The sequence below is a fragment of the Wenjunlia tyrosinilytica genome (genome assembly GCF_014646055.1).
GTDB lineage: Bacteria > Actinomycetota > Actinomycetes > Streptomycetales > Streptomycetaceae > Wenjunlia > Wenjunlia tyrosinilytica.
In genome coordinates, this window is the sequence record NZ_BMMS01000014.1 from 142,340 (window position 1) to 154,675 (window position 12,336).

The 12,336-nt window shown below is 70.6% G+C and carries 12 protein-coding genes; 6 read left to right on the forward strand and 6 right to left on the reverse strand.

Annotated features, from left to right (window positions below; all coding sequences use genetic code 11):
* Positions 1-52: 52 nt before the first annotated feature.
* Entirely contained in the window at positions 53-2,431 is a 2,379-nt protein-coding gene (locus IEY86_RS17580; RefSeq protein ID WP_189132658.1) for an ATP-binding protein, read from the reverse strand.
* Between the two features lie 153 nt (positions 2,432-2,584).
* On the opposite strand from IEY86_RS17580, the gene IEY86_RS17585 reads away from it, so the two are divergent.
* The 3 genes from IEY86_RS17585 to IEY86_RS17595 all read left to right on the forward strand — a co-directional run bounded on the left by IEY86_RS17585 (position 2,585) and on the right by IEY86_RS17595 (position 5,717).
* The gene (locus IEY86_RS17585; RefSeq protein WP_189132659.1) at positions 2,585-4,669 is read left to right on the forward strand and encodes an ATP-binding protein; all 2,085 of its coding nucleotides are present in this window, start codon (positions 2,585-2,587) and stop codon (positions 4,667-4,669) included.
* Positions 4,670-4,956: 287 nt separating this feature from the next.
* Entirely contained in the window at positions 4,957-5,145 is a 189-nt protein-coding gene (locus IEY86_RS17590) for a DUF5999 family protein (RefSeq protein ID WP_189132660.1), read from the forward strand.
* 8 nt (positions 5,146-5,153) lie between these two features.
* Entirely contained in the window at positions 5,154-5,717 is a 564-nt protein-coding gene (locus IEY86_RS17595) for an ATP-binding protein (RefSeq protein ID WP_189132661.1), read from the forward strand.
* Between the two features lie 545 nt (positions 5,718-6,262).
* On the opposite strand, the gene IEY86_RS17600 is transcribed toward IEY86_RS17595, so the two are convergent.
* From IEY86_RS17600 to IEY86_RS17610, 3 genes are all read right to left on the reverse strand, one after another.
* Complete coding sequence (locus IEY86_RS17600; protein WP_189132662.1) at positions 6,263-7,006, reverse strand: HAD family hydrolase; 744 nt, start codon at positions 7,004-7,006, stop codon at positions 6,263-6,265.
* A 371-nt stretch (positions 7,007-7,377) separates the two neighbouring features.
* A complete protein-coding gene (locus IEY86_RS17605) occupies positions 7,378-7,845 on the reverse strand; it encodes an SPW repeat protein (protein ID WP_189132663.1) in 468 nt (155 codons plus the stop codon).
* Between the two features lie 113 nt (positions 7,846-7,958).
* A complete protein-coding gene (locus IEY86_RS17610; RefSeq protein ID WP_189132664.1) occupies positions 7,959-8,927 on the reverse strand; it encodes an NADP-dependent oxidoreductase in 969 nt (322 codons plus the stop codon).
* A gap of 142 nt (positions 8,928-9,069) precedes the next feature.
* On the opposite strand from IEY86_RS17610, the gene IEY86_RS17615 reads away from it, so the two are divergent.
* Together IEY86_RS17615 and IEY86_RS17620 are read left to right on the forward strand one after the other, a co-directional pair.
* Complete coding sequence (locus IEY86_RS17615; RefSeq protein WP_189132665.1) at positions 9,070-9,471, forward strand: winged helix-turn-helix transcriptional regulator; 402 nt, start codon at positions 9,070-9,072, stop codon at positions 9,469-9,471.
* A 17-nt stretch (positions 9,472-9,488) separates the two neighbouring features.
* Positions 9,489-9,974, forward strand: a complete 486-nt coding sequence (locus IEY86_RS17620) for a DUF6328 family protein (RefSeq protein ID WP_189132666.1) — start codon at positions 9,489-9,491, stop codon at positions 9,972-9,974.
* A gap of 40 nt (positions 9,975-10,014) precedes the next feature.
* Here the strand turns inward: IEY86_RS17620 and IEY86_RS17625 are convergent, their stop codons facing one another.
* Positions 10,015-10,563 (reverse strand): hypothetical protein, encoded by a 549-nt coding sequence (locus tag IEY86_RS17625; RefSeq protein WP_229698518.1) that lies wholly within the window; start codon positions 10,561-10,563, stop codon positions 10,015-10,017.
* Between the two features lie 160 nt (positions 10,564-10,723).
* On the reverse strand, positions 10,724-11,851 hold the full coding sequence (locus IEY86_RS17630) for a saccharopine dehydrogenase family protein (protein WP_189132667.1): 1,128 nt from the start codon (positions 11,849-11,851) through the stop codon (positions 10,724-10,726).
* A 36-nt stretch (positions 11,852-11,887) separates the two neighbouring features.
* Here IEY86_RS17630 and IEY86_RS17635 point away from each other — a divergent pair, with 36 nt between their 5' ends.
* Positions 11,888-12,322 carry a hypothetical protein gene (locus tag IEY86_RS17635; RefSeq protein WP_229698519.1) on the forward strand — a complete coding sequence of 145 codons (435 nt, stop codon included), beginning with the start codon at positions 11,888-11,890 and terminating at the stop codon, positions 12,320-12,322.
* Positions 12,323-12,336 lie beyond the last annotated feature (14 nt).

A 12,336-nucleotide genomic window follows, 5' to 3' on the forward strand; every position in this document is an offset into this window, starting at 1 on the left:
GCGAGACGTTTCCGCCCATCTTCGTACGGCTCGTACCGGTCGCGCACTCGGATCAGCGCGGGCCGCGGGAAGCGCCGTCCTCGTCCCCCGCGGAGGAGCGGTTCCTTTCCGCGACCCAGACCGCGATCTGCGCCCGGGAGGAGCAGCCGAGCTTGCTGAGGATGTGCTCGATGTGCCCCTCCGCGGTGCGCTGGGCGATCACGAGGGCAGCCGCGATCTCCTTGTTGCTCAGACCTTCGGCGACAAGGCCCGCGATCTCGGTCTCCCGGCGGGTCAGCGGCGAGGGCCGGCCGGCTCCCTCCGCGAGCTCTTCCTGCGGCATGCGTTCCTGGAGCCCGTACGCGAGCGCCTCCTGGTAGGACAGCCGGGTGCCCTCCTTGAAGGCGGTACGGAAGGCCGACTCGCTCAGCGCCTTGCGGGTCTGCGCCTCGCACGCGTCGTGGTAGCGGACGAGGTGCCCGTAACCCGACAGGGGCGCGCCGATCGCTTCCCAGACCGTCCGCAGGATGCCCAGCAGGGTGGCCGCCCTTCGGTGGTCGCCCTCGGTGGAGGCGATCCAGGCCAGGACCTCCAGATTGACCCCGACGCCCAGGGGGTCGTTGAGCGAGCGGTTGAAGTGCAGGCTCTCCTTCTCCAGCGCGGTCGCACGAGCGGTGTCACCCTGCCGCCAGACCTCCACGCCGAGCGCCATCATCGTGTACGCCTTGTGCCACCCCTCTCCATGGGCGTCGCAGACCGTCAGGCACTCCTCACCGATCGCGATGGCGCGGGCGGAGTCCCCGAGGAAGGAGTGCGCGAGGCACAGCCTGATGAGGGCGGAGGCGTGCCCGACCGGGTCGCCGTTGGTGCGGTGGCGGGAGGCGGCCTCCTCGTACAGCTTGATCGCCGAGTCGGTCTCTCCCCGGCACATGGCGACCATTCCGGAGTAGAGGGCGACGTAGGCCCGCGCGGGCTCGGCGTCCAGCTGCTCGGCCATGGCGCGGCACTCCTCCAGCATGGCCGCGGCCGAGGTGATGTCGGCCTGGATGATGGCCAGCCAGCTGTTGGCCCACAGCGCCCGGGCCCGGTCCGCGCTCGCGGTCGTGTCGGCGGCGAGACCGCGATCCAGCCAGCGGCGTCCCTCCCCGAGGTAGTAGCTGGTGATCCAGTGGTACAGCAGGTCGGAGGACATGCTCAGACCCGCCCTGGTCTCCCCGGGTTCCGTGAAGCAGTAATCCAGGGCGGTGCGGATGTTCGCGTGCTCCTGCTGGAGCCGGGTGAACCAGCCCACCTGAGAGGGGCCGAACAGCTCGGCATTGGCGGTGGCCGCGAGGCCCTGGTAGTAGTCGCGGTGCCGCCGTTGCAGCGTGGACTCCTGGCCGGAGGCGGCCAGCTGTTCCCTGCCGTACTGGCGGATCGTCTCCAGCAGCCGGTAGCGCACCGCGCACGACTGCTCCTCGCGGAGCAGCACCGACTTGTCCACCAGTCCGCTGACCAGGTCCAGGACCTCGTCGCGTTCGATGCCGTCCCCGGCGCAGACCGCCTCCGCCGCCTCCAGGTCGAGCCCGCCGCTGAACACGGAGGTTCGCGCCCACAGCAGCTGTTCGTGCTCCGTGCACAGGACATGGCTCCAGTCGATCAGCGCGCGAAGGGTCTGGTGGCGGGGCAGCACGGTCCGCGACCCGGAGGTGAGCAGCCGGAACTGGTCGTCGAGCCGGGCGAGCAGCTGCTCGGGGGAGAGGACCCTCAGCCGTACCGCGGCCAGTTCGATGCCGAGCGGGATGCCGTCCAGCCGCCGGCAGATCCTCTCCACGACGTTTCGGTTCGTCTCGGTGACGGCGAATCCCGGCAGGATCGCGCCCGCCCGCTCGGTGAACAGCCTCACCGCGTCGCTCTGGGCCAGCGATGTGGCGCTGGGCCGCGGGACGTCCGAGTCCGGCAGGGACAGCGTGGGCACGGCCAGGGTCTGCTCACCGGTGATGTCCAGCGGCTGGCGGCTCGTGGCGAGGATCCTCAGATCCGGGGTGGAGCGCAGCAGCGCCTCCGCCACCGTGGCGCACTCGTGGAGGAGGTGCTCGCAGTTGTCGAGGATCAGCAGGACCTGCTTGTCCCGCAGATACTCGGTCAGGACCTCCATCGCCGGCCGGGAGGAGTAGTCGCGGACCTCCAGGGACTCGGTGACGGTCTGGACGAGCAGGTCGGGGTCCTCCAGCGCGGCCAGCTCGACCATCCATACGCCGTCGAGGAAGGCCCGGCGCACATCGGCCGCCACTCGAGAGGCGAGCCGGGTCTTGCCGACCCCTCCGACGCCGGTCAGTGTCACCATGCGTGATGCGGACAGCAGTTTCTTGACCTCGGCCACCTCGTGCCGACGTCCTACGAAACTGGTCACCTCGGTGGGCAGCCTGCCCATCCGCTGCCGCTTCGAGGTGTTCTGTGCAACCGCACTCATCAGTGCCTCGCGTCGGCCTCGCCGGCGGGTCACCATGCGCTGGCTGGGGCTGGGCCGACGAGAAACAGCCTATGCCCGCGCCGACCGCGGTGCACCCGGTCGGCGCGGCGATCGTTTGACCACTGTCCGGTGCCACCATAGTGTGAGTCTGTTATGGCGGCATATGCGCCGTTTATTCGTAGGAATGCCCCTGTCGGTGAGTCCGCGTTCGTCGGCCGCCGACGGGAGGTCTCCCAGGCCAAGCGGCTGCTACGAGGCACTCGGCTGCTCACGCTCGCCGGGGTCGCCGGTGTGGGCAAGACCCGGCTGGCGCTGCAGGTCGCCGACGACGTGTCCCACGCGTATCCCGACGGTGTGCCGCTGGTGGAGCTCGCGGCCCTGGAGGACGAGGGACTGCTCCCGCAGACAGTGGCCGCGGCGCTCGGGTTGCGGGACCAGGCCGCCCGGCCCCCCGAAGAACTGCTCTGCGACCGTCTGCACGGCTCGCGGTTGCTCCTCGTCCTGGACAACTGCGAGCACGTGCTCCCCGGATGCGCGGAGCTCGCCGAGCACCTGCTGCAAGCGGCTCCGGGGGTGCGCATCCTTGCGACCAGCCGCCAGCCGCTGGGCGTGTACGGGGAGTCGGTCCTCACCGTTCCCACCCTGTCCGTGCCGGACCTGAAACGGGCGCGTGGCACCGGCTCCCTGGACCGCTACGAGGCGGTCAGGCTGTTCTGCGAACGCGCCGCCGCGGTGTGGCCCGGTTTCACGCTCGACGCCGGCAACCGTGAAGCCGTGGTCCGGCTGTGCGGACGCCTGGACGGGATCCCCCTGGCCATCGAACTGGCGGCGGCGCGGCTCGCCTCGCTCCCGCTGGAGGAGATCCTGGACCGGCTCGACGAACGCTTCGAGCTGTTGACCGGGGCGGGTACAACCACGCTGACCCGGCACGAGACGCTGCGGGCTTCGATCGACTGGAGCTACGACCTGTGCTCACCGGGCGAGCAGGCCCTGTGGGCCCGGGTGTCGGTCTTCGCCGGCGGCTGCGACCTGGACGCGGTCGAGGCCGTGTGCGCCGACGGGGACATCGCGGGCGAGGACGTCCTCGAGCTGGTGGCCGGGCTGGTCGACAAATCGATCCTGTTGAGGGAGGAGCAGGGGGGCAGGGTGCGCTACCGGCTGCTGGACACCATCCGGCAGTACGGCAGGGAGCGGCTGGAGGCCACGGGAGACAGAACGGCGTTCCAGCGGCGCCACCGCGACCGGTACCGGCAGATCGTCGACCAGGCGGAGGCCGAGTGGATGAGCCCCCGCCAGGAGGAGTGGCTGGGCTGGCTGCAGATCGAGCACGCGAACATCCGCACCGCCCTCGACTTCTGCGCGACCGAGCCGGGGGAGGCCCGGACCGGGCTGGCCATGGCCGCGGCCCTGTGGCCCCACTGGCTGTGCGGTGGATCGCTCAGCGAGGGACGCCACTGGCTGGAACAGGCGCTGGCGCTCGCGCCCGAGGCGGGAATCGCCCGGGCCAACGCGCTGTGGGTGGACTGCTGGCTCGCACTCCTCCAGGGAGACTCGGACTCCGCCACGAGGCTGATCGAGCAGTGCCGTCGGCTCGCTCTGGAACTCGGTCATCCCCCCACCCTGCTGCGGGTGACGCAGTACCGGGGGGCGCTCGCGCTCTACCAGGGAGACTTCGACTCGGCGATCGGACTCCTGCAGGAGGCGGTGGAGGGCTACCGCGCCGCGAACGACCGCAACGCCATGATGGCTGCCCTCTACCAGCTGACCATGGCGTGCGCGCTGCGCGGCGATCCCCGGGCGGCGGCCATCGGTGAGGAGTGCCTCACCCTGTGCGAGGGCGCGCAGGCCCACTGGTCGCGCTCGTACGCGCTGTGGGCCCTGGGCCTGCATGTCTGGCGGCAGGGCGAACCGCGGCACGCGGCCGAACTGCTGCGGGACGCCCTGCGGACCAGACTGGCGATGCACGACGGCTGGGGCACCGCCCTGTGCCTGGAAGTGCTGGCCTGGACCGCCGCGTCGGACGACCAGGGCAAACGTGGTGCCGAGCTGCTGGGCGCGGCCGAGGAGATGTGGGGCTCCATCGGCATCTCGCCGTCGGGGTTCCGGCATCTGGCTCCCGGGCACAAGGAGACCGTCGCCCGGCTGGAGGCGGACCTGGGCGGGCGTGCGTTCGCCTCCGCGTTCCGCCGGGGAGCGAAGCTGCCGCTCGACGCGGTCGGCTCCTACGCCCTGCAGTAGTGCCCCTGCGCCGCCGATGGGGACAAGCCCTCCCATGGACCCGCTGACCAGGTATTTCGCGAGTCCGGCAACGCGCCGACGATGAGGACGCGCCTCCGCGCGGCCCGATCGTCCGGGCCGAAGCCGCTTTCCCATCCGCCTCGGGTCCCCAAACGTCCGGGGGTACCTATTCACCCAGGACAGGTACTCATGCGGGGATATCTCCCGTCCCCACCCCGCGAGGTGCGGCACATGCTGATCAGGTCGGACGAAGCCGCCGAAACCGGTGAGGATCGAAGGTACGAGACATGTGTGATCACCAGCCTCCGTGTCCCCTCGCGGATGCCCCGGACCACGACGCCGCCCACCTCGTGGCCTTCCACCCCGAGCAGGGCTGGGGCCTGCTCTGCAATGGGGTGGTGATCTTCGAGGACACCGGTGAGCTCATGCCGGACGGAAGCGGTGTCCCCCGCTCCTGCTACGGACGGATCGCATGAGGCCGTACATGGCTCTGCCGGTCACGCAGAGCCTGCCGCGCGCGCCGGGACCGCGGCTGACGCTGCCGACCCCGGCCGCCCCTCCCGCCGTCCGGGCGATCAGCCGCAAGCGTGCCCTGCAGAGCCTTCAGGCGGCACGCCGGCTTCTCGCCGGGTCGTCGGGCCGAAGCGCGTCGGAGCACACGTGTTTCTGGCTGCTCCCGCCGGAGCCGTCGTCGGTACCGAGGGCACGGCGTCTCGCACGCGGCCGACTTGCCGACTGGGGACTCGACGAGCAGGGCGAGGTCACCGAGCTCCTCATCAGCGAACTGGTCACGAACGCTGTGCGCCACACGGAGGGACCCCTGCGTCTGACTCTGTCCGCGCGCCGCGGCACACTGCGGTGCGAGATCGAGGACACCCACCCCGCCCTGCCGCTGATGTGCCGCGCCGACCCCCACGAGGACGAAGGGGGGCGCGGGCTGCACATGGTCGACCTGCTCTCCCGCCGCTGGGGCTGCGGCCGCACGGCCATGGGCAAGGTCGTCTGGTTCGAGGTGTCCACCGCGATGCCGGACAGGGGTACGTCCTGACGGGCACGTCCTGACCGAGCGTCCTGACTGCCAGGTCCGGACCGGCAGGTCCTGACCGGGACCGCTCGACCGGGACCGCCCGACCGGGAGGAGGAACCGGGAGGAGGAGGTGAGACCGGGCACGCCGGGGCCGACGAGGTCACCACAAGCATCGGCCCCGGCTCCACCCCGTGAACGGCCCGTCGTCATGGGGTGCGCCACCGGTGACGGGCCGCACTCTGGATGCACGGACGAGCACGACCGGCCACCCGTCGTCGTCCATCCGTCGCTGGCGGAGCTCGACGCGTGATTCGTTCGCGGAGAGGACGCGGGCCGGGCGCACCGCCCGGCGGACCTCGCCGAGTTCCCACGCCGCGCCGGGACGGCGGACGCCGACCTGTCCGACCCCGAACTCATCGAGTGGCGCGGTGGCGGCATCGAGGTCTGGCCGTAGCAGACCGAAGGCACCCGAGACGCCTGAGCCACCTGAGACACCTGAGTCACCTGAGGCACCCCGGCAGCCACCGGAGCGCGCGAAGCCCGCGCGAGCGCGGTCGCGGCGCGACCTATCCCTTCGCGGGGTGAGTCAGGTCGCCGGTCACCTCGTCCGGGTCGGCGCAGCGCGGTGTCTGGCGGGGCACCCGGTCACCCGCCCATCTGCGCACGTCCGGCTGGTCCAGGGTGCGGACCCACAGATCGACCAGTCCGAGCTCCCGCTCAGCGGGACGGGGGCCGACGCCCATGACACGCATGCCCGCCCGTGCGGCCGACTGGATGCCGCAGTAGGAGTCCTCGACGGCGAGCGTGTCGGCGGGGTCGGCGCCGCAGTGCCGGGCGGCGGTGAGGTAGACGTCCGGGTGCGGCTTCGGCCGGGTCTCGGAGTCCGGTACCGCGATATGGGCGAAGGAGTCGAGCAGGGCCGCCCTTTCGAGGCAGTCCTCCACCACCTCCTTGGGGCAGTTGCTGGCGACGGCCAAAGGCGCGAACTTGGCGCCGGCCAGGACGAGTTCACGGGCGCCCGGCATGGTCACGGGATTGTCGGCGACCCGGTCCCGGAAGTGCTCGAGGAGAAGCCCGGTCATCTCTGCTGTGAGGTCCGGGCGCCCCGCCTCATCGGCCATGAGGCGGCCGCACTCGGTGTAGTGCAGGCCCTTGGCCCGCTCGGCGAATCCGGGGGCGGGCGCGAAACCGTACTCGCGTAACACGAGGTCCCGTGCGTCCTGCCAGTGGCGTTCGGTGTCCATGAGGGTGCCGTCGCAGTCGAAGACGATGGCCGCGGGCGTCCAGGAAAGAATGCGGTGAGCTGTCATCCGATGGATTTCCGTTCGGGAGAGCCCTTGGAAAGCGGCAGTTGGGCCGCAGTGGTGTCGAACACCGGGGGGCTGATGGTCACCTGCCGTTTGGGCAGGTGAGGTCACCCGAGGCGGACGCAGCCTCGCGAATCAGGGCTTTCGGCGACTGCCGAAGAAACGTAGCAAGCGCTACGTTAGGGATGGCGACTCAAAGTGGTCAAGTGACTTCGGAATGTACCTATGATCTGCTTATTGGTCGGGGGAGTGCTGACCGCCGCTTTGACGGTGGCGTGAACAGACTCGTTGCACGGGCGAGGAAAAGCGGGCCCTGGCCGGCGTCGAGGAGCATGTCCCGGCGCGGCCAGGGCCTTGGGGGCGATTCGCGGTGCTCAGCCGCTCAAGGGGGCTGTCCTCGAGGCCGGGCCGGGCGCCACGCGGTCGCGGCGGCGGTCCCTCATGCCCGCCATGGCGAGCCCGAGCAGGCAGGCCACCGCGCCGACGACGCAGTTGTTGACGATGGTCCGGGTGGTGTCGACATTGCCCGCCACCACCCACGGGGCCACGATCGTCCAGGTCCCCATCGCCGTGGCCGCCCACGCCATGGCGTGAGTGCGGTCGTACGCGGAGATCAGACCCGACATGATCAGTGCGTATGCCACGCCGACGATCAGGTTGTTCACCGTCAGCGTGGACAGGCCGTTGAAGCCGACCACCCATGGTGAAGCCGCCAGGTACAGGCCGGTGAGCAGTGCCATGGCCTCAACGGCCTGTGCGGTGGGTGTCGCCGTCACTCGTTCGAAGCGGGAGCGCATCTCGGCGAGATCGGGGTGCTGCTCGATGGGCGTGTGGGTGGTCATCACTCCACCTCCGGAAGGGGTTGTACGTCCCAAGAGCTCTTTCACCCTTGTATTCCTATACAGCCCAAATGTCTACCCCCTTCCCGCGGGCGCACTCGGGGCACACCGGTGGATCAGGAGGTGACGCGCAGGACGAGCTTGCCGCGGGTGCGGCCCTTCTCGCCGCGGGTGTGGGCCTGCGCGGCCTGCTCCAGCGGGAAGACCTCCTCGACCTCCACCCGCACCTCGCCGGAGTCGATGAGCCCGGCGATACGGGTCAGAGCGGGAGCGTCGGGCTCGACCAGGAAGGCGGTGGAGCGCACCCCCCGGGCCCGGGCGGCCTCCAGCAGTTCGGGAGAGACGCCGGAGGGGACCGGGATGATCAGGCCGCCGGGGCGCAGGACGTTCAGCGAGCGTGTGCTGGTGTTGTCGTGCTCCTCGCCGACCAGGTCGAGCACGACGTCGATCTCCTTGACGGCGTCCTCGAAGCGGACGGCGGTGTGGTCGACGACCTCGTCGGCGCCGAGTCCGGTGAGCCAGTCGTGCCGGGAGCCGCGGGCGGTGCCGATGACATGGGCGCCCAAGTGCTTGGCGAACTGGACCGCGAAGTGGCCCACACCACCCGCGGCCGCGTGGATCAGCACGCGCTGGCCGGGCCGGACGTCGGCGGTGTCCACCAGGGCCTGCCAGGCGGTGAGGGCCGCCAGCGGAACGGCGGCGGCCTCCTCGTGGCTCAGGCTCGCCGGCTTGCGGGCGAACTGCCGCGACGGCGCGGTGGCATACTCGGCGTAGCCGCCGGGTGCGCGCGGGAACCACGGCATCCCGTACACCTCGTCACCCGGCTCGAGCGTGGTCACCCCGAATCCGGTCTCCTCCACCACTCCGGAGACGTCCCAGCCCAGGATGAACGGCGGATCGCCGAGCACCCCGGCCATGCCCCCGCCGGTTCGGGTCTTCCAGTCGACCGGGTTGATCCCGGCGGCGTGCACCCGTACCAGGACCTCTGTCGGCAGTGGCTCGGGCCGAGCCACCTCCTCCACCCGAAGGACTTCCGGGCCGCCGAAGCCGTGCTGCACCACCGCGCGCATCGAGGATGCGGACATGAGTCGTCTCCCTGGGATGAGTGTCGGAAAAGGCCGTTGTCCGGCCTTTCGCTCAGGTGGCGTTGACCGTACCCGGGGGGTGGTAGTTACCATCAAGGGATCCTACTTCCCAATGGGAAGTTTCCTGTTGAGGGGCGCGCCGATGAGCACCGTCTGCACCAACGGCCGACATGCCGGCCACGATGTCTACTCGGCCCAGTGCCCCTGCCGCTCCATGCTCGACCTGCTCGCGAACAAATGGGCGGCCCTGGCCATCGGAGCGCTGGAGGAGGGTCCGCGGCGCTTCGGAGAGGTGCGGCGAACCCTGGAGGGCGTCAGTCCCAAGGTGCTCACTCAGACGCTGCGGCGTCTGGAGGACGCCGGACTCGTCGACCGCACCATCCACCCCGCCGTGCCCCTGCACGTCGAGTACGCCCTCACCCCGCTGGGCCAGGGCGCTGCCCTACCGCTGCGTCAGCTGCGCGTGTGGGTGGAGGAGAACATCGACAGGACCGCCGCCGGATCATCCGACACCCACGCGCCGCATGGCGTAAAGCCCCGGTAGGCGGCAAAACGTGCTGCATGACAGACACTGGACGGCACGAGACTCCTCTCGAACGGGACGATCGCAACTTTGCGGAGCTCCTGCAGGAACTGCGGGTGACGCAGACAGGCGTACAGATCCTCTTCGCGTTCCTCCTGGGCTTGGCGTTCACGCAACGCTTCACGCGGCTCGACGACTTCCAGCGGGCGACCTACGTGGCCTCGTTGTTGCTCGCCGTCGTGGCCGCGGCTTTGTTCACCGCACCGGCGGCGCTGCATCGCGTGCTCTTCCGCCTCCGGGTCAAACGGCGGGTGGTCGAGGTGTCCGCGCGCTTCGCCGGCTGGGGACTGCTCGTGCTCGCGCTGGCGCTGACCGCTTCCGTCCTGCTCATCATCGACTTCGTCCTCGGCCGCGCAGCGGGATTCACGGCGGCAGCCGGAACGGGGGCGGTCTTCGCGGGGCTGTGGCTGGTTGTGCCAGTCCTGCTGCGGCACGAGCGTGTGGAGGACGAAGAAGAGGGATGAGCGATGCGGCAAGGGCTGTCCGCTCCGTCCCGGCCGGGTGTCAGCGTTCCGCGAGCTCCTGAAGAACCCAGGCAGTGGTGACGCCGTAGGCCGCGTGGGGCACCAGGTCGCTCACCCAGTCCGTGGCCGACCAGGTTTTGGGGTCTGTCACTCCCAGCACGGTCATCGGGCCGTTTCCCGCGGCGAGAACCAGGGCTGTGGCGGCCAGACCCAGCATGAACCGGCGGGGACGCCAGCCGGCGGACTGCGTCAGACCGAGCACGGCTCCCACACCCACTCCCGCGAACAGCCCTGTCAGGGCGCCGAGGCCCGCGACGCGGTTCGCTCGCGTCGCGTCGTCACCCGGTACGGGAATGTGCGACGTCCTCGACAGGGCCTCTATCGAGTCCTCCGGCGTGCTACTGGTCGGTCGGCCTCGCGTCACCATGTCGAGATAGGTGACCACGTCGAGCGCCGTGGTGCCGACGGCCCCGGCGGCCGCTCCGCTCAGCAGTCCCCTGCGGAGCCGGTGGGAAGTCCTTCGGCGTCGGCCGACCCGGGTCGCGACCTTCGCCAGTGTGATAGCGGGCTTGATGTCAGTCACCTGCATGGCTGCGTCTCCTTCCGGAGAACGTCGCTGGGGGCGGTCGTTGCGGACGGGGCCTTGCAGCCGGTCCTTGCAGCCGGTCCATGCGGAGGGAGACGAATGAGTACCCAGCGGACGACCGTCCATGCCGCACAGCGGCGCGGACGGGGTCACCGTTGGTCGCTCACCCCTCGTCCGAGCCGCGCCACAGCCGTACACCGCGCTCGACGAGGGCCGTGTGGAGCTCGGCGGGCGACAGCCAGGAGTCCAGGGGAACGACCCCGGACCCGTCGAGCCCGCCCGCGAGCAGCCGTTCCACCGCGATGCCGGCCAGCAGCGACGGGATACGGCCGCCGTGCTCCAGGGCGGTCATACCCACGCTCCGGGTCACGGTCCGGCCGCCGCGTTCGCCCGTCACCGACACCATGAATCCGCCCGCCTCGTCACCGGCCCGTCCCGCGAGCCAGGACGCCCCTCGTACCACCGGAGTCCAGTGATGCGCGTGACGCGGCAGGCCGGTGCGTGCGCGAACCGCCGCGAAGGCGCCCAGGGCGCGGTTGAGCACGGTGAACTCGCTGCCCGCCTTGAAGCTGACCGTTGCCGCTCGGAACAGCTCGGGCAGCACGTCCAGGTCGGCCATCTCGTACACCTGGTGCACCAGCCGCCTGCCGATGGGAGGCGGGAAGGTCACCCACTCCGGCTCCGACCAGCCGTGCACCACCGTCGGCACACCGGCGCGGGGCGCGGTGAAGCGCAGCCCCGCACCGTGGAGCATGGCCTCGAACATCGCGGGTCCCCGATGCCGCCGGGTGTCGGGGGCGGCCGCACACCGTATGGAGTGCACGCCGTCCAGACCGCGCGCGAGGTCGGCGACGAGCAGCGCCTGCATACCGGGTACGACGGAAGCCCCGGTCAGGACCGGTGCCTTCGCCGACTCCGCCAGGGCCACGGCGTTGCGGCGGAATGCCCGGTCCTCGCAGATGTCGATGTACGGAACCCCTGCGGCGAGTGCGGCACGCAGCGGACCCAGGGGGTCGCTGTCGGCCCTGTCGATCGACTGGAAGGGGCCCGCGCAATGGACCACGGCCGCCGTCCTGCCGGCCGCGGAGTCCTCGACGATGCGGGACAGTTCGATGACGTCGCCGCGGTCGGCGATCGCCCAGTCGACACGGTCGGCCGGGAACGCGTTCCTCGGGGGAGCGTGCCGGGCGACGACCGTCACCCGCACCCGCGGCCGACGCAGCAGGTCGGCCACAACGTACCGCCCGTAGAAGCCGGTTCCCCCAACGACGACCACGCGTGATTCCCCCATGCCGTGGGACGCTAGCACGGCCGATACGCTCGCACCGTGCCGATCAAGCGTCGACGCCAGCACCGGGCCGTGTTCCTCGCTGCGGGCGTCTACAACCTCGTATGGGGCTGCTACGCCGCCATCGACCCGCAGTGGGTGTTCCGCTTCGCCGGCATGTCCCCCCAGAACCATCCGCAGATCTTTATGACCCTCGGTATGGTCCTGGGCCTCTACGGAGTGCTGTACCTCGACGTCGCGCTGCGCCCCGAGCACGGCTTCCTCGCCGCTGCCGTGGGCCTGATGGGCAAGGTCCTCGGTCCGCTCGGGTGGCTGTGGCTCTGGACCACGGACCAGTGGCCGTTCGCCTCGGGGATCATCCTGGTCACCAATGACCTGATCTGGTGGATCCCCTTCGCCCTGTACCTCCGTGACGCCTGGCCGCTGTGGTCCCGCGCGATGCGCGCGATACGCGAAGTCCGCGACACGCCGTAGGCCGCCACACGCGG